Source organism: Streptomyces lushanensis, from assembly GCF_001700515.1.
GTDB classification, from domain to species: Bacteria; Actinomycetota; Actinomycetes; order Streptomycetales; family Streptomycetaceae; genus Streptomyces; species Streptomyces lushanensis.
Genome location: NZ_MAUD01000012.1, coordinates 1 through 23,062, shown reverse-complemented (window position 1 = coordinate 23,062; position 23,062 = coordinate 1). Strand labels below are relative to the sequence as shown.

Genomic DNA, 23,062 nt, shown 5'->3' with positions numbered 1-23,062 from the left:
GGCGGTGCTCCAGGCACGGCGACGGCCGTCAGATCGCCGAGACCGCGCAGCGAGCGCCGTGCCTGGAGCACCGCCTCCATACGGCCGAGCTGCTGCGCGTCGCCGATCCGCACATGGGAACGCAGTGCGGTCGCGCCGTGCCCGAGCTGGAGCAGGGTGGCCTCGGTGGCGCGGCGCTGGACGTCCTCGGGAGCGTACGAGACCGGCCCGTCGCAGGCCGGCGCGGTGAGCGCGGTGTCGCAGTGGGCGTGCGGCTCGGCCGGGGCGGGAAGCAGCAGATAGCCGGCGAGGTCCACCCGGGAGCCGTGCGCGCCGAGGCTGCCGGCCGTGCCCACGGCCTCGATCCGGCCCGCGCTGAGCCGTACGTCGACGGTGCGGCCGTCGGTGAGGCGGGCGCCGGTCAGCACGAGCGCGCTGGAGTCGGCCGTACCGCCGTCGGACGGCTGCGGTTGGCTGTCGGGCATCGCGCTCCTGGTGCGGGCGTTTCCGGTGCGGCTGTGGTGGGGCTCCGGTGCGGGTGCGGGTGCGGGCTCTGCGGCGGGGCTTTCCGGCGGGCTCGGGCGGGCAAGATCACGCGGCCCGTGTCGAGCCTAGGCGCGCCCCGGCCGTGCTTCGAGGAAGAGCGCAATAGTCGTACCGGCGAGCCCACCCGTGGGCCCAGGAAGGTGCCGGGACGGAGCCCGCAGGCGGAGCCCGAACGGAGCCCGGAACCGAGCCCGGACAGGGCGGGTGCGCGGGCCCCCGCAGGGTCGGTCGGGGGACGGCCAGTGGTCGGCCAAGGGCAGGGAAGATGGCCGGGAAACGGATTTGGGCGAACGGCGACCAACCGTGTAATGTCTTCATCGCTCGCCCCAATAGCTCAGTCGGTAGAGCGTCTCCATGGTAAGGAGAAGGTCTACGGTTCGATTCCGTATTGGGGCTCAGATGTTCGGTGATCCTCGCCTCCGGGCGAGGAGATCCAACATCGAAGCGGTGTAGCTCAGTCGGTAGAGCAAGCGGCTCATAATCGCTGTGTCACCGGTTCAAGTCCGGTCACCGCTACACACAGTAGCCGATTGCGGGGTCGGTCCTTCGATCGGCTACTCTTTTCTGCGTTCATCTTTTCATCCGTTGTCCGTCCAAGGAGCACTCACGTGGCTGCCACCGACGTCCGCCCGAAGATCACGCTGGCCTGCGTGGAGTGCAAGGAGCGGAACTACATCACCAAGAAGAACCGGCGCAACAACCCGGACCGTCTTGAGATGAAGAAGCACTGCCCGCGCTGCAACTCGCACACCGCGCACCGCGAAACCCGCTGAATCAGGCTCGTATGCGAGGCCGTCCCCACTGGGGGACGGCCTCGCGTCGTTTGTGGCGGCCCCGTTCGTCCGTAGCGGCCTCGTGCCGTTGTGTAGTGGTCACATCCATCAGGAGGGAGCGAGTCCATGGCGCTCGATCAGTCCTTCGTGGGGCGGAGCTATCCGCCCACCGAGCCGTACGAGGTCGGCCGGGAGAAGATCCGCGAGTTCGCCGAGGCGGTGCGCGACCCCAATCCGGTGTACACCGATCCCGAGGCCGCCAAGGCGCTCGGCCACAGCGACCTGATCGCCCCGCCGACGTTCGTGTTCGCGATCACCTTCAAGGCCGCGGGTGATGTCATCGCCGATCCGCAGCTCGGTCTGGACTACAGCAGGGTGGTGCACGGCGACCAGAAGTTCGCGTACTCCCGTCCCGTACGGGCGGGGGACCGGCTGACGGTCACCTCCACCATCGAGACGATCAAGTCGCTCGCGGGGAACGACATCATCGATGTGCGCGGCGAGGTGCACGACGAGGCCGGCGAGCATGTCGTGACCGCGTGGACGAAGCTGGTGGCGCGCGCCGCCGAGGAGGCGTGACACCGATGACGGCGAAGATCGGTTACGACGAGGTCGAGGTCGGTACGGAGCTGCCCGCGCAGAGCTTCCCCGTCACGCGGGCGACGCTCGTGCGGTACGCGGGCGCCTCGGGGGACTTCAACCCGATCCACTGGAACGAGAAGTTCGCCAAGGAGGTCGGGCTGCCGGACGTCATCGCGCACGGCATGTTCACCATGGCCGAGGCGATCCGGGTGGTGACCGACTGGGTCGGCGACCCGGGAGCGGTCGTCGAGTACGGCGTGCGCTTCACCAAGCCCGTCGTGGTGCCCAACGACGACATCGGCGCCCTGGTCGAGGTCAGTGGCAAGGTCGCGGCCAAGCTGGACGACAGCCGGGTCCGGGTGGATCTGACGGCCATGAGCGCGGGACAGAAGGTGCTGGGGATGTCCCGCGCCGTTGTCCGCCTGGCCTGATCGCCAGGGTCCTTCTCTCCCTGCTGTAAGGGGTGCTCGCCGTGGCGGGTGCCCCTTACCTCCCCGCAGGGGCGGGGAACCCCCGCCGGTTCACGGTTCACCTCTCGCCGGCGCGGGACCTCTCCTACAGCCGACGGGGACCCCTCGCGGTCTTCTGGAGGTCCCTGCCCGTTGCTTGACAAAGTTAGTGAGTGGCCAATAGCTTTCTCGTATGGTCAGGATGAGCGCAGAAGAGCGGCGCGAGAGCGTCGTCCGCGCGGCGATCACGGAGTTCGCCCGCAGCGGTTACAACGGCACCTCCACGGAGGCGATCGCCCGCCGGGTGGGCGTCTCGCAGCCGTATCTCTTCCGGCTCTTCCCGAACAAGGAAGCCATCTTCCTCGCCGCGTCCCGGCGCTGCCTGGAGGACACCAACCGGGTCTTCGAGTCGGCGTCCGAGGGACTGGAGGGGGACGAGGCCCTCCATGCCATGGCCGGCGCGTACCAGAAGCTCATCGCCGAGGATCCGGAGAAGCTGCACATGCAGATGCAGATGTGTGTCGCGGTGGCGTCCGCGGAGGCCGCGGGCGACCACGCCTTCGGCGAATCCGTGCGGGCCGACTGGCTGGACCTCTGGGACACGGTCCACCTCGCGCTCGGGGCGGACGTCAAGGAGACCACGACCTTCCTCGCCTACGGAATGCTGATCAACACCCTGCTCTCCCTGGGCTTTCCGCCCGGGAACCGCGTCTGGTCCGGTGTCTACGACTCCGCGAGGCCGGCCGGCGACTGAGGTGCCCGGCTGCGCGAGCGCCTTCCGGCGCGTGTGTATGCCTTTCGCTGTCCATGAAAGTTAGTCATCAATTACTAATCTGAAGGGAAAAGCGATGACGCCGCCCGCAGCCCGAGGCTCCGCAGCCTGGGCCCTGGTCATCACCGGTGCCGCCAGTTTCATGGCGGCCCTGGACAACCTCGTCGTCACGACAGCGCTGCCGTCCATCCGCGAGGACCTCGGCGGCGCGCTGGGAGATCTGGAGTGGACGGTGAACGCCTACACGCTCACCTTCGCCGTTCTCCTCATGTTCGGAGCGGCCCTCGGCGACCGGTTCGGCCGCCGCAGACTCTTCGTCGCCGGTCTCGCGGTCTTCACCGGTGCCTCCGCGGCCGCCGCCCTCTCGCCCGGCATCGACGCGCTGATCGCGGCGCGCGCCGTCCAGGGCGTCGGCGCGGCGATCATGATGCCGCTCGCCCTCACCCTGCTCACCGCGGCCGTTCCCGCGGAACGCCGGGGGGCTGCCCTCGGCATCTTCGGCGCGATCACCGGCCTCGCCGTCGCCAGCGGTCCGCTTGTCGGCGGAAGCCTCACCGAGCACATCTCCTGGGACTGGATCTTCTGGCTGAACGTTCCGATAGGGCTGGCCCTGCTGCCGCTCGCCCGGCTGCGCCTGAAGGAGTCGTACGGGCCGGGTGCCCGGCTCGATGTTCCCGGCACCGTACTGATCAGCGGTGGCCTCTTCGGTATCGTCTACGCCCTGGTCAACGCCAACACCGACGGCTGGACCAGCGCCACCGTGCTGCTGGGCCTGTTCGGCGGGACCGCGCTGCTGGTGGCCTTCGTACGCCATGGGATGCGCCGCCCGGACGCGATGCTGCCCATGCGCCTGTTCAGGAGCCGTGCCTTCACCGGCATCAACGTCGCGAGCCTGCTGATGTTCCTGGGCATGTTCGGCTCGATCTTCCTGCTCAGCCAGTTCCTCCAGGGCGTCCTCGGCTACTCGCCCACGGAGGCCGGTCTGCGGATGCTCCCGTGGACCGCGATGCCCCTGCTCGTCGCGCCGGTCTCCGGTCTGGTCTCCGACCGCGTCGGAGGCCGTCCGGTCGTCGCCGCCGGGCTGACCCTCCAGGCCGTCGGGCTCGGCTGGTTCGCGCTGGTCATCGAACCGGGAGTGTCGTACGGGGCCCAGCTTCCCGCTCTGATCATCAGCGGTATCGGCATGGGGCTGTACTTCGCGCCGGCCGCCAGCCTGGTCATGTCCAGCGTCCGCCCCGCCGAACAGGGCATCGCCTCCGGCGCCAACAACGCCCTGCGCGAGGTCGGCGGAGCGCTCGGAGTCGCGATCCTGGGCGCGGTGTTCGCCGCGCGGGGCGGTTACGAGTCCGCCGACTCCTTCGCCGACGGCACCGTCCCCGCGCTCTGGATCGGCGCGGGAGCGGTGGCGCTCGCGGCGCTGACCGCGCTGATCATCCCGGGCCGGAGCGCCGGGCGGACGGTCCCGGCCGAGAAGGAGGCGGAGGAGTACGAGCCCGCCGCCGCCTGATCCAACGCCTGATCCAACGCCTGATCCTCCGCCGCTCGCCCCGCCGGCCGCCGGCCCACCGCGCCGCCCGGCTCCGGGCCGTCGCCGTCCGACCCCCGGACGGTGACGGCCCGTGCCGTGTTGCCATTCGATCCAGCAATCGGATTACTTTGTCCCCGTGCACGAACTCCGCAACGCGCCCCTCGCCCCCCTGACCACCTTCCGGCTCGGCGGCCCGGCCGCCCGGCTCGTCACGGCCGTCACCGACGACGAGGTCACCGCCGTCGTGCGCGAGGCGGACGCGGCCGGCACGCCGCTCCTGGTCATCGGCGGCGGCAGCAATCTGGTCATCGGGGACCAGGGCTTCGAGGGCACGGCCCTGCGCATCGCGACCCGCGGCTTCACGCTCGACGGGACCACGCTGGAGCTGGCCGCGGGCGAGGTCTGGAGCGACGCCGTCGCCCGTACCGTCGCCGCGGGTCTGGCGGGCATCGAATGCCTCGCCGGCATCCCCGGATCGGCCGGCGCCACGCCCATCCAGAACGTCGGCGCGTACGGCCAGGAGGTGTCGAGCACCATCACCGAGGTCGTCGCCTACGACCGCGCCGCCCGCGGGACCGTCACGCTGACCAACGCCGAATGCGCCTTCTCGTACCGCCACAGCCGCTTCAAGGAGCATCCCGAGCGGTATGTCGTCCTGCGGGTCCGCTTCGCGCTGGAGGACGCGGGCGGGCTCTCGGCCCCGCTCAAGTACGCCGAGACGGCCCGCGCCCTGGGCGTCGAGCCCGGCGACCGCGTGCCCGCCGCCGTCGCCCGGGACACCGTCCTCAAACTGCGGGCGGGCAAGGGCATGGTGCTGGACCCCGAGGACCACGACACCTGGTCGGCCGGCTCCTTCTTCACCAACCCGGTCCTCACCGAGCGGGAGCACGCCGAGTTCGTGAGCCGCGTACGGGCCCGCCTCGGCGCCGAGGTGTCACCGCCCGCGTTCCCCGCGGGCGAGGGCCTGACGAAGACCTCGGCGGCCTGGCTGATCGACAAGGCCGGATTCACCAAGGGATACGGCACGGGCCCGGCCCGTATCTCCGGCAAGCACACCCTCGCCCTCACCAACCGGGGCGCGGCGACCACCGAGGATCTGCTCACACTCGCCCGTGAGGTGGTCGCCGGAGTCCACGAGGTGTTCGGGATCACACTGGTGAACGAGCCCGTGACGGTCGGCGTCAGCCTTTGGTGATCCGCCGGCCGGTCCGTCGGCCGACCGGGTGTTTCATTCCGCCAGCCAGCCGTCGATCCCCGCCAGCAGCTTCTCCCGTACATCCGGCGGCGCCGCCGAGCCGCGGACCGACTGGCGCGCCAGCTCGGCCAGTTCCGCGTCGCTGAAACCGTGGTGCGTGCGGGCCAGTTCGTACTGCGCGGCCAGCCGTGAGCCGAACAGCAGCGGATCGTCCGCGCCGAGCGCCATCGGCACTCCCGCCTCGAACAGTGTCCGCAGCGGCACGTCCTCCGGCTTCTCGTAGACGCCCAGCGCCACATTGGAGGACGGGCAGACCTCGCAGGTCACGCCCCGGTCCGCGAGCCTGCGCAGCAGCTTGGGATCCTCGGCGGCCCGCACGCCGTGCCCGATCCTGGCGGCGCGCAGATCGTCCAGACAGTCCCGTACGGACGCGGGCCCCGTCAGCTCGCCGCCGTGCGGCGCGGCCAGCAGTCCGCCCTCCCTGGCGATCGCGAAGGCGCGGTCGAAGTCCCTGGCCATCCCGCGGCGCTCGTCGTTGGAGAGCCCGAAGCCGACGACGCCCCGGTCCGCGTACCGCACGGCGAGCCGCGCCAGGGTCCTGGCCTCCAGCGGATGTTTCATCCGGTTCGCCGCGACCAGTACCCGCATCCCGAGACCGGTCTCCCTGGCGGCGGCGTCCACGGCGTCCAGGATGATCTCCAGTGCCGGGATCAGCCCGCCGAGCAGCGGTGCGTACGAGGTGGGGTCGACCTGTATCTCCAGCCAGCCCGAGCCGTCCCGTACGTCCTCCTCGGCGGTCTCGCGCACCAGCCGCTGGATGTCCTCCGGCGCGCGCAGACAGGACCGGGCGATGTCGTACAGCCGCTGGAAACGGAACCAGCCGCGCTCGTCGGTGGCGCGCAGGCTGGGCGGTTCGCCGCTGGTCAGCGCGTCGGGAAGATGGACGCCGTACTTGTCGGCGAGTTCGAGCAGCGTCGTGGGCCGCATCGAACCGGTGAAGTGCAGATGCAGATGCGCCTTGGGCAGCAGGCTGAGGTCGCGGGGGCGGGTGGTGCTCTCCATTCCAGGATCCTGCCGCACGTGAGGGCCGACCGGCAGCCCCTTTCCCCGATCGAGATCTTGCTCGAACGCAAAAACGGGCTCCGGCCGTGACCGTGAGCCCGTTTTCCGCACAGGTTTCGATGCGCTTCAATGCGATCTGGTGCGATTCGGCACGTTTCCACGCATGTTCATGCGCTTCGTGCCGCAAGGGCGGTCTTCGCGCCACCAGGCCGTGAAGAGCGTCAGTCCTGCGCCTCGGCCAGCAGCTTCTGCATCCGGGCGATGCCCTCCACCAGGTCCTCGTCCCCGAGCGCGTACGACAGCCGCAGATATCCGGGCGTGCCGAAGGCCTCGCCGGGCACCACCGCGACCTCGACCTCCTCCAGGATCAGCGCGGCCAGTTCGACCGTGGTCCGCGGCCGGCTGCCCCGGATCTCCTTGCCCAGGAGGGCCTTGACCGAGGGGTACACGTAGAAGGCGCCCTCGGGCTCGGGGCAGAGCACACCGTCGATCTCGTTGAGCATCCGCACGATGGTCCGGCGGCGCCGGTCGAAGGCGGTGCCCATCTCGGCGACGGCCGCGAGATCACCGGTGAGGGCGGCGATCGCGGCGGCCTGCGCGACATTGGACACATTGGACGTGGCGTGCGACTGGAGGTTGGTCGCGGCCTTGACGACGTCCTTGGGGCCGATGAGCCAGCCCACACGCCAGCCGGTCATCGCATAGGTCTTCGCCACACCGTTGACCACGACGCACTTGTCGCGCAGCTCCGGTACGACGGTGGGCAGCGAGGTGAACGCGGCGTCGCCGTAGACGAGGTGCTCGTAGATCTCGTCCGTCAGCACCCACAGCCCGTGCTCGACGGCCCAGCGGCCGATGGCCTCGGTGTCGGCGGCGCTGTAGACGGCGCCCGTCGGGTTGGACGGTGAGACGAAGAGCACGACCTTCGTACGCTCGGTACGGGCCGCCTCCAACTGTTCGACGGAGACGCGGTAGCCGGTGGTCTCGTCGGCCACGACCTCTACCGGGACACCGCCGGCCAGCCGGATCGACTCGGGATAGGTGGTCCAGTACGGCGCCGGGACGATGACCTCGTCACCGGGGTCCAGTATGGCCGCGAACGCCTCGTAGATCGCCTGCTTGCCGCCGTTGGTGACCAGGACCTGGGAGGCCTCGATCGCGTAGCCCGAGTCGCGCAGCGTCTTGGCGACGATGGCGGCCTTCAGCTCGGGGAGCCCGCCGGCCGGCGTGTAGCGGTGGTACTTGGGAGTGCGGCAGGCCTCGGCGGCCGCCTCGACGATGTAGCCGGGCGTCGGGAAGTCGGGCTCGCCGGCGCCGAAGCCGATCACCGGACGCCCGGCGGCCTTCAGTGCCTTGGCCTTGGCGTCCACGGCGAGGGTCGCGGACTCGGAGATCGCGCCGACGCGGGCGGAGACCCGGCGTTCGGTGGGTGGGATTTCAGCGCTCATACGGCCATGGTCCCAGACCCGAAACCTCCCCGGCACACAGGTTTCGTCCGGCGAACAGGGGGAGGACGGCTCTGTGAACGGCCCGCTCGGGAATCGTTACGGCACAAGCTGTTCGACGCGGGCGCCACGACCACGTACACTCACTCGTCGTTGGGCCTCGGCAGACAGGTCCGTACCAGGCACTCCGTGCACCCGGTCGGATGCGGTAGGTTGAGGAAGACACAAAGGGTCGTAGCTCAATTGGTAGAGCACTGGTCTCCAAAACCAGCGGTTGGGGGTTCAAGTCCCTCCGGCCCTGCTACACAAGCCTCCGCCAGGCTGTGTGCACATGTACGTACATTCAATGCACCGCCGTGCGGCTCCCCCGGGCGCGGCACGGCCACGACCGGGAATCAGGTGAGAGAGCGTGACGGACGCCGTGGGCTCCATCGACAAGCCTGATGCCGACGATGAGTCCGCTGAGTCGAAGAAGCCCCGTAAGGGTGGCAAGCGCGGCAAGAAGGGTCCTCTGGGCCGTCTCGCGCTCTTCTACCGTCAGATCGTCGCCGAGCTGCGCAAGGTCGTCTGGCCGACTCGCAATCAGCTGACGACGTACACCACAGTGGTGATTGTCTTCGTTGTCATCATGATCGGTCTGGTGACCGTGATTGACTACGGCTTCCAGAATGCGATCAAGTACGTCTTCGGCTGATCCCGCGAAGGGCGCCCGGCGCGGCGCCCCTTTCGCGTGTTCCACCCATTGAGCCAGGAAGAAGCAGCCACCGTGTCTGACCCGAAACTGAACGACGCCAGCGAGTCGGAGGAGTCCCGAGAGGACGAAACCGGCATCGTCGAGGCGGCGGACGCTGTCGAGCCAGACCAGGCCGAAGCCGCTGATGTCGCCGCCGGCGAGCCGGCCGAAGAGGCTGCCCTTCACATCGAGGACGAGGACGACGACACCGAGGCGGACGACGACGTCGCCGAGGACGCGCGCGACGAGTCCGGTGACGGGGAAGACACCGAGGACGAGGCTCCGGCCGATGTCCCCGCCGATCCGATCGCCGCGCTCCGTGAGGAGCTCCGCGGTCTGCCCGGCGAGTGGTACGTCATCCACACCTACGCGGGCTACGAGAAGCGCGTGAAGGCCAACCTGGAGCAGCGCGCCGTCTCGCTGAACGTCGAGGACTTCATCTACCAGGCCGAGGTCCCCGAGGAAGAGATCGTCCAGATCAAGAACGGCGAGCGCAAGAACGTCCGCCAGAACAAGCTTCCGGGCTATGTCCTGGTGCGGATGGATCTGACGAACGAGTCCTGGGGCGTCGTCCGCAACACTCCCGGTGTCACCGGCTTCGTGGGCAACGCCTACGACCCGTATCCGCTGACGCTGGACGAGATCGTCAAGATGCTCGCGCCGGAGGCCGAGGAGAAGGCCGCCCGCGAGGCCGCCGAGGCCGAGGGCAAGCCGGTTCCGGCCCGCAAGGTCGAGGTCCAGGTGCTCGACTTCGAGGTCGGCGACTCGGTCACCGTCACCGACGGTCCGTTCGCCACGCTCCAGGCGACCATCAACGAGATCAACGCCGACTCGAAGAAGGTCAAGGGCCTGGTCGAGATCTTCGGCCGGGAGACCCCGGTCGAGCTGAGCTTCGACCAGATCCAGAAGAACTGAGCGGGACCGAACGAGAACCGGGAGCGCCGGCCGCGTACGGCCGTCACGCTTCCCCCGGCTCGGCGGCTCTCCGTCGGTAACTCCGGAACAACAGCTTCCGACCAGGTCAGACAGGCTCCCACAGATGTCTGACCTGTCGGTTTTTGGCCGCGCACCTATACCCGTTATCGTTGTGCGGTATGCCTCCATCCGGATGACCGGACGGTCGGCTGAAAACTCTCACTAGGACCCGGAGAGAGCACATGCCTCCCAAGAAGAAGAAGGTCACGGGGCTCATCAAGCTCCAGATCAACGCCGGTGCGGCCAATCCGGCTCCGCCGGTCGGCCCCGCACTGGGCCAGCACGGCGTCAACATCATGGAGTTCTGCAAGGCCTACAACGCCGCGACCGAGTCGCAGCGTGGCATGGTCGTGCCGGTGGAGATCACGGTCTACGACGACCGCTCCTTCACCTTCGTCACCAAGACTCCGCCGGCCGCCAAGCTGATCCTCAAGGCCGCCGGTGTGGACAAGGGCTCCGGCGAGCCGCACGTCAAGAAGGTCGCGAAGCTCACCCGCGACCAGGTGCGCGACATCGCCACGACCAAGATGCCCGACCTGAACGCCAACGACCTGGACGCCGCCGAGAAGATCATCGCCGGCACCGCCCGTTCCATGGGCGTCACGGTCGAGGGCTGACCCAGCCGGGCAAGCCCCAGTGGCAGGGCCATGCGCGGCCCGGACCACGAACTCCACACCTGTACGAACCACCAGGAGAAGAAGTGAAGCGCAGCAAGGCTCTCCGCGGCGCGGACGCCAAGATCGACCGGGAGCGCAGCTACGCCCCGCTCGAGGCCGTCCGTCTCGCCAAGGACACCACCACCACCAAGTTCGACGGCACCGTCGAGGTGGCCATGCGTCTGGGCGTCGACCCGCGCAAGGCCGACCAGATGGTCCGTGGCACCGTGAACCTTCCGCACGGCACCGGCAAGACCGCCCGGGTCCTGGTCTTCGCGACCGGTGACCGTGCCGAGGCCGCGCGTGCCGCGGGCGCCGACATCGTCGGCGCCGACGAACTCATCGACGAGGTCTCGAAGGGCCGGCTGGACTTCGACGCCGTCGTCGCCACCCCGGACCTCATGGGCAAGGTCGGCCGTCTCGGCCGTGTTCTCGGCCCGCGTGGTCTGATGCCCAACCCGAAGACCGGCACGGTCACCCCGGATGTCACCAAGGCCGTCAACGACATCAAGGGCGGCAAGATCGAGTTCCGCGTCGACAAGCACTCGAACCTGCACTTCATCATCGGCAAGGTCTCCTTCGACGAGACGAAGCTGGTGGAGAACTACGCCGCGGCGCTGGAGGAGATCCTCCGTCTGAAGCCGTCCGCCGCGAAGGGCCGCTACATCAGGAAGGCGACCCTGACGACGACGATGGGCCCCGGCATCCCGCTGGACGGCAACCGCACCCGCAACCTCCTCGTGGAGGAGGACCCGGCCGCCGTCTGACATCGACGGCAGCCGCCGGGCCGCACCCGCGGCACGGGCGCACACGGCAAAGGCCGGTCCCCGCACCTCTCCGGAGGCGCGGGGACCGGCCTCGTTGGTCGGCGGGGCGCTCGGCGCGGGCGGGCGGGGTTTATTCACCGGCGCTGTCAGAGACGGCCGGTAGAGTTCGGCACGTCCGGAAGATCTTTTACCTGTTCGTGGGGGGAATCCATGAAGACGACTTATCGGAACATCGCGGCGACCGCGCTCGCGGGCCTGCTGCTCTGCGGTACGGCCGCCTGCTCGGCGGAGAGCGGCAAGCCCGCCGCGAAGAGCGGGACCGACGGCGGCGAGGCCCCGGCGAAGACCGTGGAGATGTCCCCGGTCGCCGCCGTGCGGAAGGCCGCCGCCAACAACGAGAAGTTCACGTCGATCAGCTACAGGATGAAGGGCAGCGTTCCCGGCGAGGGTGCCGTCTCGGGCGAGGCCTCGATGAGCATGAAGCCGATAGCCATCCAGATGAAGATGCGGGGTGAGGTCGAGGGCAAGCAGCAGGAGTTCGAGATCCGCATCACCTCCGGCGGCATGTACATGAACGGCGGCAAGGAAGCCGCGGCGGAGATGGACGGCAAGAGCTGGATCAAGTTCCCCATGGAGGCCCTCACCAAGGGCGGGGACAACCCGCTGGGCGGTCTCTCCAGCCAGGTCGACAAGAACCCGGCCGCCGAGTCCGGCACCCTCACCGCCGCCAAGGACCTGAAGAAGGTCGGCGAGGAGACCGTCGACGGCGTCAGCACGACGCACTACACCGGCACGCTGACCCTTGAGCAGATGACCGCGGCGCTCGGGAGCGACGCGAAGGCCAAGGAGAAGAGCGAGAAGACTCTCAAGGCGTACAAGGACATGGGCGTCGACGAGCTGACGATGGACATGTGGATCGACGGCGAGGACCACACCAAGCAGTTCCGCACCCGCGGCGAGTCCAAGAAGGGCCCGCTCGACATGACGATCACCTTCACGGACTTCAACAAGCCCGTGACGATCAAGGCCCCGCCGGCCTCCGAGACCGTCGACCTCGCCGAGATGATGGCGGGCGCCCAGGCCGGCTGATGGCCCCGCGCCGCGATTTGCCTGGCCCGGCGCCCTTGACGTACTGTTCCTGAGAAGCCAAAGACCGCTGGTCGTTGCCGTGTGCTCGTAGGAGTGTGCGGCGGCCGAAGGATCCGCTAGCCGCGGACGACCTGCGCAGGTGATCGTGGACAGCTCCCGGATTCCATTCGGTCGAGCTACGCCCCGTGCGCCTGCGCCGGGGCGTTTCGCTGTTCCCAGCCCCTTCTGAGCGGTCCTCATCACCCGGAAGGAGGCCGACGCTCATGGCTAGGCCCGACAAGGCTGCCGCGGTGGCCGAGCTGACGGACAAGTTCCGCAGCTCGAACGCCGCCGTGCTGACCGAGTACCGGGGTCTCACCGTGGCGCAGCTCAAGGAGCTGCGCCGTTCTCTCGGTGGGAACGCCCAGTACGCCGTGGTGAAGAACACGCTGACCAAGATCGCGGCCAACGAGGCCGGGATCAACACGCTGGACGACCTGTTCTCGGGTCCGACGGCGGTTGCCTTCGTCACCGGTGACCCGGTGGAGTCGGCGAAGGGTCTTCGTGACTTCGCCAAGGACAACCCCAATCTCATCATCAAGGGCGGCGTCCTTGACGGTAAGGCGCTCAGCGCCGATGAGATCAAGAAGCTCGCGGACCTCGAGTCCCGCGAGGTTCTGCTCTCCAAGCTGGCAGGTGCCATGAAGGGCAAGCAGTCGCAGGCTGCCTCGCTCTTCCAGGCCCTTCCGTCGAAGTTCGTCCGCACGGCGGAAGCGCTTCGCGTCAAGAGGGAAGAGCAGGGCGGTGCCGGTACGCCGGCTCCCGTCGAGGCCGAGTCCGAGTAATCACGCTCGCTCGGTCGCAGCGGGCCGGTACGCCCGCGGAACTGTACATACGGCACCAGCCGAAATAGTGGAAGGACCGCCATCATGGCGAAGCTCAGCCAGGAAGACCTGCTCGCGCAGTTCGAGGACATGACCCTCATCGAGCTCTCCGCGTTCGTGAAGGCCTTCGAGGAGAAGTTCGACGTCACCGCCGCCGCCGCGGTCGCCGCCCCGGTCGCCGGTGTCCCCGGTGCCCCGGCCGAGGCCGTCGAGGAGCAGGACGAGTTCGACGTCATCCTCACCGGTGCCGGCGAGAAGAAGATCCAGGTCATCAAGGTCGTGCGTGAGCTGACCTCCCTGGGTCTGAAGGAGGCCAAGGACCTCGTGGACGGCGCCCCGAAGCCCGTCCTGGAGAAGGTCGCCAAGGAGGCCGCCGAGAAGGCCGCCGAGTCCCTCAAGAACGCCGGCGCCTCCGTCGAGGTCAAGTAACACCGTACGGGTCCGCCACGGGCGCCCTCGGGCGTACGAGGAGGTCCCGGTGCCGTGAGGCGCGATGTTGACGCGCAGGGCGATCACCCAGTCGGGTGGTCGCCCTTTCGCGTTCACGTGAGGGCTGCCTTGCTCTTCCGTCCGCGACGAGTATCGTGATCATCGCCGTGCTTCCGTACGCCCAGTCACGCTCCGCAGGGGGTGGGGGGCCTTGACGAACCGCACGCAGCGCGCAATTCTCAGGAACGCGTCGGCGCAGTCGGCACAATCGATCCGGATCCGAGGCATGGATCGACGGCGAAGAGGGCAGTATCGATGTGCGCCTACGGCGCGAAGGCTTGCCGCAGTTGAGACAAGGGTGTTGAGAACAACGAGGGTGTCGGAAAACCCGCTCTGGACATCAGTGTGCCAAGTGGCTACACTGACCCTTTGCGCTGCCTGTTAGCTGCTCCCTGCCCGTCACCAGGGGCACCCCCTCGTATGAGCATCGGTGGTTGAAAGGCCCTGAACTGGGCTTTCTCTCTCCGTGCCCAGCTTGGGACCGGTACGCGCGTAGTGAGTCCGAGCCCTCGGAAGGACCCCCTCTTGGCCGCCTCGCGCAACGCCTCGACCGCGAATACGAACAACGGCGCCAGCACCGCCCCGCTGCGCATCTCCTTTGCAAAGATCAAGGAGCCCCTCGAGGTTCCGAACCTCCTTGCGCTGCAGACCGAGAGCTTTGACTGGCTGCTCGGCAATGCCGCTTGGAAGGCTCGTGTCGAGGCGGCTCTCGAGAACGGGCAGGACGTCCCCAGGAAGTCCGGTCTGGAGGAGATCTTCGAGGAGATCTCCCCGATCGAGGACTTCTCCGGGTCGATGTCGCTGACCTTCCGCGACCACCGCTTCGAGCCCTCCAAGAACTCGATCGACGAGTGCAAGGAGCGCGACTTCACGTTCGCCGCCCCGCTCTTCGTCACGGCCGAGTTCACCAACAACGAGACCGGCGAGATCAAGTCCCAGACGGTCTTCATGGGCGACTTCCCGCTCATGACCAACAAGGGCACCTTCGTCATCAACGGCACCGAGCGTGTCGTGGTGTCCCAGCTGGTCCGCTCGCCGGGTGTCTACTTCGACTCCTCGATCGACAAGACGTCCGACAAGGACATCTACTCCGCCAAGATCATCCCGTCCCGGGGTGCCTGGCTGGAGATGGAGATCGACAAGCGCGACATGGTCGGTGTCCGTATCGACCGCAAGCGCAAGCAGTCCGTGACCGTCCTCCTCAAGGCTCTCGGCTGGACGACCGAGCAGATCCTGGAGGAGTTCGGCGAGTACGAGTCCATGCGCGCCACCCTGGAGAAGGACCACACCCAGGGCCAGGACGACGCGCTGCTCGACATCTACCGCAAGCTGCGCCCGGGCGAGCCCCCGACGCGTGAGGCCGCTCAGACGCTGCTGGAGAACCTCTACTTCAACCCCAAGCGGTACGACCTCGCCAAGGTCGGCCGGTACAAGGTGAACAAGAAGCTCGGCGCCGACGAGCCGCTGGACGCCGGCGTGCTCACCACCGACGATGTCATCGCGACCATCAAGTACCTGGTCAAGCTGCACGCCGGCGAGACCGAGACGGTCGGCGAGAACGGCAGCACGATCGTCGTCGAGACCGACGACATCGACCACTTCGGCAACCGCCGTCTGCGCAACGTCGGCGAGCTCATCCAGAACCAGGTCCGTACGGGTCTGGCGAGGATGGAGCGCGTCGTGCGTGAGCGCATGACGACCCAGGACGTCGAGGCGATCACGCCGCAGACGCTGATCAACATCCGGCCGGTCGTCGCCTCCATCAAGGAGTTCTTCGGCACCAGCCAGCTCTCGCAGTTCATGGACCAGAACAACCCGCTGTCGGGTCTCACCCACAAGCGCCGTCTGTCGGCTCTTGGCCCCGGTGGTCTCTCCCGTGAGCGGGCCGGCTTCGAGGTCCGTGACGTGCACCCCTCGCACTACGGCCGCATGTGCCCGATCGAGACCCCCGAAGGCCCGAACATCGGTCTGATCGGCTCGCTCGCCTCGTACGGCCGGGTCAACGCGTTCGGTTTCGTCGAGACTCCGTACCGCAAGGTCACCGACGGCCAGGTCACCGACGAGGTCGACTACCTGACCGCCGACGAGGAGGACAGGTTCGTCATCGCCCAGGCGAACGCGCTCCTCTCCGACGACCTGCGCTTCACCGAGCCCCGTGTCCTGGTCCGCCGCCGTGGCGGTGAGGTCGACTACGTGCCCGGCACGGACGTGGACTACATGGACGTCTCGCCGCGCCAGATGGTGTCGGTCGCGACCGCCATGATCCCGTTCCTGGAGCACGACGACGCCAACCGTGCCCTCATGGGCGCGAACATGATGCGCCAGGCCGTGCCCCTGATCACCTCCGAGGCGCCGCTCGTCGGCACCGGCATGGAGTACCGCTGCGCCGTCGACGCCGGCGATGTGATCAAGGCGGAGAAGGCGGGTGTGGTCCAGGAGGTCTCCGCCGACTACATCACCGTCGCCAACGACGACGGCACGTACACCACGTACCGCATCGCCAAGTTCTCCCGCTCCAACCAGGGCACCTCGGTCAACCAGAAGGTCGTCGTCAACGAGGGCGACCGGGTCGTGGAGAGCCAGGTGCTGGCGGACGGCCCCGCCACCCAGCTCGGCGAGATGGCGCTCGGCAAGAACCTCCTCGTGGCGTTCATGCCGTGGGAGGGCCACAACTACGAAGACGCGATCATCCTCAGCCAGCGGCTGGTCCAGGACGACGTCCTCTCCTCGATCCACATCGAGGAGCACGAGGTCGACGCCCGTGACACCAAGCTCGGCCCCGAGGAGATCACCCGGGACATCCCGAACGTCTCCGAGGAGGTCCTCGCGGACCTCGACGAGCGCGGCATCATCCGTATCGGTGCCGAGGTCGTCGCCGGGGACATCCTGGTCGGCAAGGTCACGCCCAAGGGCGAGACGGAGCTGACCCCCGAGGAGCGTCTGCTCCGCGCGATCTTCGGCGAGAAGGCCCGTGAGGTCCGTGACACCTCGCTGAAGGTGCCGCACGGCGAGACCGGCAAGGTCATCGGCGTACGGGTCTTCGACCGCGAGGAGGGCGACGAGCTGCCGCCGGGCGTGAACCAGCTCGTCCGCGTGTACGTCGCGCAGAAGCGCAAGATCACCGACGGTGACAAGCTCGCCGGACGCCACGGCAACAAGGGCGTCATCTCCAAGATCCTGCCGATCGAGGACATGCCGTTCCTGGAGGACGGCACCCCGGTCGACATCATCCTCAACCCGCTGGGTGTCCCGTCCCGGATGAACCCGGGACAGGTCCTGGAGATCCATCTCGGCTGGCTCGCCAGCCAGGGCTGGAAGGTCGAGGGCAGCGACGAGTGGATGGAGCGGCTCAAGGCCATCGGCGCCGACGAGGTCGCCCCCGGCACCAATGTCGCCACCCCGGTCTTCGACGGCGCGCGCGAGGACGAGATCTCCGGTCTCTTCGAGGCCACGATCCCCAACCGCGACGGCAACCGGATGGTGCAGCCGTCCGGCAAGGCCCATCTGTTCGACGGCCGCTCCGGTGAGCCGTTCCCGGACCCGATCTCGATCGGGTACATGTACATCCTCAAGCTCCACCACCTGGTCGACGACAAGCTGCACGCGCGCTCGACCGGCCCGTACTCGATGATCACCCAGCAGCCGCTGGGTGGTAAGGCCCAGTTCGGCGGTCAGCGCTTCGGTGAGATGGAGGTGTGGGCGCTGGAGGCTTATGGCGCCGCGTACGCCCTCCAGGAGCTGCTGACGATCAAGTCCGACGACGTGACCGGCCGCGTGAAGGTCTACGAGGCCATCGTCAAGGGCGAGAACATCCCCGAACCCGGCATTCCCGAGTCCTTCAAGGTGCTCATCAAGGAAATGCAGTCGCTCTGCCTCAACGTGGAGGTGCTGTCCTCGGACGGTATGTCCATCGAGATGCGCGACACGGACGAGGACGTCTTCCGCGCGGCGGAGGAGCTCGGTATCGACCTGTCCCGGCGCGAGCCGAGCAGCGTCGAAGAGGTCTGACGGGTTGGCCGGCCGGATCCCGTATCCGGCCGGCTCTCCCCGGACCCGTTCAGACCATTGCTGAAGTGCCCCATATTTCTCGCTGACGCGAGGGGGCTCGAACCCCCGAAAGAGGGATTGACGACAAGTGCTCGACGTCAACTTCTTCGACGAGCTGCGGATCGGCCTCGCCACCGCGGACGACATCCGGACCTGGTCCCACGGCGAAGTGAAGAAGCCGGAGACCATCAACTACCGCACGCTCAAGCCCGAGAAGGACGGACTCTTCTGCGAGAAGATCTTCGGCCCCACCCGGGACTGGGAGTGCTACTGCGGCAAGTACAAGCGTGTCCGCTTCAAGGGCATCATCTGTGAGCGCTGTGGCGTGGAGGTCACGCGCGCCAAGGTGCGCCGTGAGCGGATGGGCCACATCGAGCTGGCCGCGCCGGTCACCCACATCTGGTACTTCAAGGGTGTCCCGTCGCGCCTCGGATACCTGCTCGACCTCGCGCCGAAGGACCTGGAGAAGGTCATCTACTTCGCCGCGTACATGATCACCTTCGTGGACGAGGAGCGCCGTACGCGCGATCTGCCCTCGCTGGAGGCGCATGTCTCCGTCGAGCGCCAGCAGGTCGAGAACCGCCGCGACGCCGACCTGGAGGCCCGCGCCAAGAAGCTCGAGACCGACCTGGCCGAGCTGGAGGCCGAGGGCGCCAAGGCCGATGTGCGCCGCAAGGTGCGCGAGGGCGCCGAGCGTGAGATGAAGCAGCTCCGTGACCGCGCCCAGCGCGAGATCGACCGTCTCGACGAGGTGTGGAACCGCTTCAAGAACCTCAAGGTCCAGGACCTGGAGGGCGACGAGCTGCTCTACCGCGAGCTGCGTGACCGCTTCGGCACGTACTTCGACGGTTCGATGGGCGCCGCCGCGCTCCAGAAGCGTCTGGAGTCCTTCGACCTGGACGAGGAGGCCGAGCGCCTCCGCGAGATCATCCGTACCGGCAAGGGCCAGAAGAAGACCCGCGCGCTCAAGCGCCTCAAGGTCGTCTCCGCGTTCCTCCAGACCAGCAACAGTCCCAAGGGCATGGTGCTGGACTGCGTCCCGGTGATCCCGCCGGACCTGCGTCCGATGGTGCAGCTCGACGGTGGCCGCTTCGCGACGTCCGACCTGAACGACCTGTACCGCCGTGTGATCAACCGGAACAACCGCCTCAAGCGTCTCCTCGACCTCGGTGCCCCCGAGATCATCGTGAACAACGAGAAGCGGATGCTCCAGGAGGCCGTCGACGCGCTGTTCGACAACGGCCGCCGCGGCCGTCCGGTGACCGGCCCCGGCAACCGCCCGCTGAAGTCCCTGAGCGACATGCTCAAGGGCAAGCAGGGCCGTTTCCGTCAGAACCTGCTCGGCAAGCGCGTCGACTACTCGGCCCGTTCCGTGATCGTCGTCGGCCCGCAGCTCAAGCTGCACCAGTGCGGTCTGCCGAAGGCCATGGCGCTGGAGCTCTTCAAGCCGTTCGTGATGAAGCGCCTGGTCGACCTGAACCACGCGCAGAACATCAAGTCGGCCAAGCGCATGGTCGAGCGCGGCCGTACGGTCGTGTACGACGTGCTCGAAGAGGTCATCGCCGAGCACCCGGTGCTGCTGAACCGTGCGCCGACCCTGCACCGTCTCGGTATCCAGGCCTTCGAGCCGCAGCTCGTCGAGGGCAAGGCCATCCAGATCCACCCGCTCGTCTGCACCGCGTTCAACGCGGACTTCGACGGTGACCAGATGGCCGTCCACCTGCCGCTCTCCGCGGAGGCGCAGGCCGAGGCCCGCATCCTGATGCTGTCCTCGAACAACATCCTCAAGCCGGCCGACGGCCGTCCGGTCACCATGCCGACCCAGGACATGGTGCTCGGTCTCTTCTTCCTCACCACGGACGAGGAGGAGCGCGAGGTCAAGGGCGTGGGCCGGTCCTTCGGCTCCAGCGCCGAGGCGACCATGGCGTTCGACAACCGGGAGCTGTCGCTCCAGGCGAAGGTCGACATCCGCTTCCCGGTGGGCACCATCCCGCCGCGCGGCTGGACCCCGCCGGCGGTCGAGGACGGCGAGCAGCAGGAGTACCAGCAGGGCGACAGCTTCCGGCTGCGTACGACGCTGGGCCGCGCGCTCTTCAACGAGCTGCTGCCCGAGGACTACCCGTTCGTCGACTACTCGGTGGGCAAGAAGCAGCTCTCCGAGATCGTCAACGACCTGGCCGAGCGCTACCCCAAGGTCATCGTGGCGGCGACGCTCGACAACCTGAAGGCGGCGGGCTTCTACTGGGCGACCCGTTCCGGTGTCACCGTGGCCATCTCCGACGTGGTCGTGCCCGAGGCGAAGAAGGCGATCGTCCAGGGCTACGAGGCACAGGACGAGAAGGTCCAGAAGCAGTACGAGCGCGGTCTGATCACCAAGCAGGAGCGCACGCAGGAACTGATCACGATCTGGACCAAGGCGACCAACGAGGTCGCCGAGGCGATGAACGCGAACTTCCCGAAGACCAACCCCATCTTCATGATGGTGAACTCGGGCGCCCGCGGAAACATGATGCAGATGCGTCAGATCGCCGGTATGCGTGGTCTGGTGTCGAACGCCAAGAACGAGACGATTCCGCGTCCCATCAAGGCGTCCTTCCGTGAGGGCCTGTCCGTGCTGGAGTACTTCATCTCCACGCACGGTGCCCGTAAGGGTCTGGCCGACACCGCCCTGCGTACCGCCGACTCGGGTTACCTGACCCGTCGTCTGGTGGACGTCTCGCAGGACGTGATCATCCGTGAGGAGGACTGCGGCACCGACCGCGGCCTCAAGCTGAAGATCGCGGTCAAGGGCGCCGACGGTGTGCTCCACAAGACGGAGGACGTCGAGACCTCCGTGTACGCGCGGATGCTCGCCGAGGACGTCGTCATCGACGGCAAGGTCATCGCGCCGGCCAATGTCGACCTGGGCGATGTCCTGATCGACGCGCTGGTGAACGCGGGGGTCGAGGAGGTCAAGACCCGCTCGGTCCTGACCTGCGAGTCCGCGGTCGGCACCTGTGCCTTCTGCTACGGACGCTCGCTGGCCACCGGCAAGCTGGTCGACATCGGTGAGGCGGTCGGCATCATCGCCGCCCAGTCCATCGGTGAGCCCGGCACCCAGCTGACGATGCGTACCTTCCACACCGGTGGTGTGGCCGGTGACGACATCACCCAGGGTCTGCCCCGAGTCGTCGAGCTCTTCGAGGCCCGTACGCCCAAGGGTGTCGCCCCGATCTCGGAGGCGGCCGGCCGCGTCCGTATCGAGGAGACGGAGAAGACCAAGAAGCTGGTCGTCACCCCGGACGACGGCAGCGACGAGACGGCGTTCCCGATCTCCAAGCGTGCCCGGCTGCTGGTGGACGAGGGCGACCACGTCGAGGTGGGCCAGAAGCTCACCGTGGGTGCCACCAACCCGCACGACGTGCTGCGGATCCTCGGTCAGCGCGCGGTCCAGGTCCACCTGGTCGGCGAGGTCCAGAAGGTCTACAACTCGCAGGGTGTGTCGATCCACGACAAGCACATCGAGATCATCATCCGGCAGATGCTGCGCCGGGTGACGATCATCGAGTCCGGCGACGCGGAGCTGCTGCCCGGCGAGCTGGTGGAGCGGTCGAAGTTCGAGACCGAGAACCGCCGTGTGGTCACGGAAGGCGGCCACCCGGCCTCCGGCCGTCCGCAGCTCATGGGTATCACCAAGGCCTCGCTGGCCACCGAGTCGTGGCTGTCGGCGGCGTCCTTCCAGGAGACGACCAGGGTCCTCACCGACGCGGCGATCAACGCCAAGTCGGACTCCCTGATCGGCCTCAAGGAGAACGTCATCATCGGTAAGCTCATCCCGGCCGGTACGGGTCTGTCCCGTTACCGCAACATCCGGGTGGAGCCGACCGAGGAGGCCAAGGCCGCGATGTACTCGGCCGTGGGCTACGACGACATCGACTACTCGCCGTTCGGCACCGGCTCCGGCCAGGCCGTTCCGCTGGAGGACTACGACTACGGTCCGTACAACCAGTGATCAGCGTGACGAACGATCCGCGCATCGCTGAGGCGTGAGCGGACCGGAGGGCGGCCATCCGTACGGGTGGCCGCCCTCCGGCATGTCCGGGACCCGTGCCCGTGCGCCGCGGCGGTGCCTCGGCGGGGCTTCAGCGGTGCCGGGGGTAGGAGGGCGGCGGGACGTGCGGCTGGGGCTGGGCGTACGGCTGGGCCTGGTGCGGCCGGGGCTGGAGATACGGCTGGAGATGGTGCAGCCGGGTGGAGTGGTCCGGATGGGACGAGAGCAGCTTCGACAGGGAGCTCTCGCGCACGGGAACACCGCCGCGCCGCGCCATGGCCGTGGCCTCCCGCCGCTGCTCCGCCAGATGCATCTTGTGGAGCACGGCCGCGAGCATCGGCGCGAAGCCGAGAGCCGCCGCGTGCCGGTCGGCCCGTAGCTCGGCGCGGCGGCCCACGGCGGCCAGCGCGTACGGCATGGCGAGCACGAGCAGCGGAAGCCCGTACAGCGAGCTGATCGTGGCCAGGGCGAAGGCGCCGAAGACCAGCAGCACGATGCCGACGCCGAAGCAGGAGAAGGCCCGCGAGACGGCGAGGACGACAAGGGAGAACGCGCGCAGGAACCGCCAGGCCATCCGGCCGGGCAGCGCGTACCAGTGGCCGAGCAGCGACGACCAGGCATGGCCCCCGACATGGTGGCCGAGCTCATGGGCGAGGACCGCGGCCAGCTCGCCGTTGGGCAACTGGTGCATCGCGAACCGGGTGACACCGACGATATGACCGGCCGCCGCGACCGCGTTGAGGCTGTCGCTGTCCTCGACCCAGAGCTCGTACGTGTCCGCCTCGACACCGGCACGGGCGGTGACCTCGCGCCAGACCGGTTCGAGCAGGGCCCGCTCCTGGGGCAGCGGATGGCTCAGGCCCAGCAGCCGCCGGGCGATGACGCTCTCGGTCGGCCGGTGGAAGACGAGCACGCCACTGGCCAGCCAGACGAGTATCAGCAGGATGCCGAAGCCGCCCAGGAACGCGGAGGGCAGGGCCACCACGAACAGGCTGCACAGGAAGTTCGGCACATGGAGCAGCAGGCTGCCCACGGCGGTGGCGTCCGCGCCGCGCTGGTGCTCGGCGATATGGACGCGGCGC

The 23,062-nt window shown here is 68.1% G+C and carries 18 protein-coding genes, 3 tRNA genes and 1 pseudogene; 18 read left to right on the top strand and 4 right to left on the bottom strand.

Annotation, left to right across the window (positions count from 1 at the left end; all coding sequences use genetic code 11):
* Positions 1-464 (bottom strand): annotated as a pseudogene (locus BFF77_RS00930) (hydrolase); the annotation flags it as partial.
* Positions 465-848: 384 nt separating this feature from the next.
* Here BFF77_RS00930 and BFF77_RS00925 point away from each other — a divergent pair.
* The 8 genes from BFF77_RS00925 to BFF77_RS00890 all read left to right on the top strand — a co-directional run bounded on the left by BFF77_RS00925 (position 849) and on the right by BFF77_RS00890 (position 5,824).
* Positions 849-921: transfer RNA gene (locus BFF77_RS00925), tRNA-Thr, on the top strand.
* Positions 922-968: 47 nt separating this feature from the next.
* A tRNA-Met gene (locus BFF77_RS00920) sits at positions 969-1,041 on the top strand.
* Positions 1,042-1,133: 92 nt separating this feature from the next.
* Entirely contained in the window at positions 1,134-1,298 is a 165-nt protein-coding gene (gene rpmG, locus BFF77_RS00915) for a 50S ribosomal protein L33 (protein ID WP_003956487.1), read from the top strand.
* A gap of 126 nt (positions 1,299-1,424) precedes the next feature.
* A complete protein-coding gene (locus BFF77_RS00910) occupies positions 1,425-1,877 on the top strand; it encodes a MaoC family dehydratase N-terminal domain-containing protein (protein WP_066942740.1) in 453 nt (150 codons plus the stop codon).
* 5 nt (positions 1,878-1,882) lie between these two features.
* Positions 1,883-2,311: a MaoC family dehydratase gene (locus BFF77_RS00905; protein WP_066942739.1), complete on the top strand. Its 429-nt coding sequence runs from the start codon at positions 1,883-1,885 to the stop codon at positions 2,309-2,311.
* A 211-nt stretch (positions 2,312-2,522) separates the two neighbouring features.
* Positions 2,523-3,083, top strand: a complete 561-nt coding sequence (locus BFF77_RS00900) for a TetR/AcrR family transcriptional regulator (protein WP_066942737.1) — start codon at positions 2,523-2,525, stop codon at positions 3,081-3,083.
* A 94-nt stretch (positions 3,084-3,177) separates the two neighbouring features.
* Positions 3,178-4,608, top strand: a complete 1,431-nt coding sequence (locus BFF77_RS00895; RefSeq protein ID WP_066942735.1) for a DHA2 family efflux MFS transporter permease subunit — start codon at positions 3,178-3,180, stop codon at positions 4,606-4,608.
* Between the two features lie 130 nt (positions 4,609-4,738).
* Positions 4,739-5,824, top strand: a complete 1,086-nt coding sequence (locus tag BFF77_RS00890) for a UDP-N-acetylmuramate dehydrogenase (RefSeq protein WP_079124699.1) — start codon at positions 4,739-4,741, stop codon at positions 5,822-5,824.
* A 33-nt stretch (positions 5,825-5,857) separates the two neighbouring features.
* Here the strand turns inward: BFF77_RS00890 and BFF77_RS00885 are convergent, their stop codons facing one another.
* Entirely contained in the window at positions 5,858-6,886 is a 1,029-nt protein-coding gene (locus tag BFF77_RS00885; protein WP_079124696.1) for an adenosine deaminase, read from the bottom strand.
* 221 nt (positions 6,887-7,107) lie between these two features.
* Entirely contained in the window at positions 7,108-8,334 is a 1,227-nt protein-coding gene (locus BFF77_RS00880; protein WP_066942729.1) for a pyridoxal phosphate-dependent aminotransferase, read from the bottom strand.
* Between the two features lie 225 nt (positions 8,335-8,559).
* Here BFF77_RS00880 and BFF77_RS00875 point away from each other — a divergent pair.
* The 10 genes from BFF77_RS00875 (at position 8,560) to BFF77_RS00830 (ending at position 21,941) form a co-directional block, all read left to right on the top strand.
* A tRNA-Trp gene (locus BFF77_RS00875) sits at positions 8,560-8,632 on the top strand.
* A gap of 108 nt (positions 8,633-8,740) precedes the next feature.
* A complete protein-coding gene (gene secE, locus BFF77_RS00870) occupies positions 8,741-9,025 on the top strand; it encodes a preprotein translocase subunit SecE (RefSeq protein ID WP_066942727.1) in 285 nt (94 codons plus the stop codon).
* A gap of 72 nt (positions 9,026-9,097) precedes the next feature.
* Positions 9,098-9,979 carry a transcription termination/antitermination protein NusG gene (nusG, locus tag BFF77_RS00865; RefSeq protein ID WP_066942725.1) on the top strand — a complete coding sequence of 294 codons (882 nt, stop codon included), beginning with the start codon at positions 9,098-9,100 and terminating at the stop codon, positions 9,977-9,979.
* Positions 9,980-10,221: 242 nt separating this feature from the next.
* A complete protein-coding gene (rplK, locus tag BFF77_RS00860) occupies positions 10,222-10,656 on the top strand; it encodes a 50S ribosomal protein L11 (protein WP_066942724.1) in 435 nt (144 codons plus the stop codon).
* 83 nt (positions 10,657-10,739) lie between these two features.
* Entirely contained in the window at positions 10,740-11,462 is a 723-nt protein-coding gene (gene rplA, locus BFF77_RS00855; protein WP_066942722.1) for a 50S ribosomal protein L1, read from the top strand.
* Positions 11,463-11,672: 210 nt separating this feature from the next.
* On the top strand, positions 11,673-12,551 hold the full coding sequence (locus BFF77_RS00850; RefSeq protein WP_066942720.1) for an SCO4651 family lipoprotein: 879 nt from the start codon (positions 11,673-11,675) through the stop codon (positions 12,549-12,551).
* A gap of 263 nt (positions 12,552-12,814) precedes the next feature.
* On the top strand, positions 12,815-13,375 hold the full coding sequence (gene rplJ / locus BFF77_RS00845; protein ID WP_066942718.1) for a 50S ribosomal protein L10: 561 nt from the start codon (positions 12,815-12,817) through the stop codon (positions 13,373-13,375).
* An 84-nt stretch (positions 13,376-13,459) separates the two neighbouring features.
* Complete coding sequence (gene rplL / locus BFF77_RS00840; RefSeq protein WP_066942716.1) at positions 13,460-13,843, top strand: 50S ribosomal protein L7/L12; 384 nt, start codon at positions 13,460-13,462, stop codon at positions 13,841-13,843.
* A 585-nt stretch (positions 13,844-14,428) separates the two neighbouring features.
* A complete protein-coding gene (rpoB, locus tag BFF77_RS00835) occupies positions 14,429-17,911 on the top strand; it encodes a DNA-directed RNA polymerase subunit beta (protein ID WP_066942714.1) in 3,483 nt (1,160 codons plus the stop codon).
* 127 nt (positions 17,912-18,038) lie between these two features.
* Entirely contained in the window at positions 18,039-21,941 is a 3,903-nt protein-coding gene (locus BFF77_RS00830) for a DNA-directed RNA polymerase subunit beta' (protein ID WP_066942712.1), read from the top strand.
* 130 nt (positions 21,942-22,071) lie between these two features.
* Here BFF77_RS00830 and BFF77_RS00825 read toward each other — a convergent pair.
* On the bottom strand, positions 22,072-23,062 hold a 991-nt coding region (locus BFF77_RS00825; protein ID WP_245703000.1), incomplete at its 5' end, for a M48 family metalloprotease.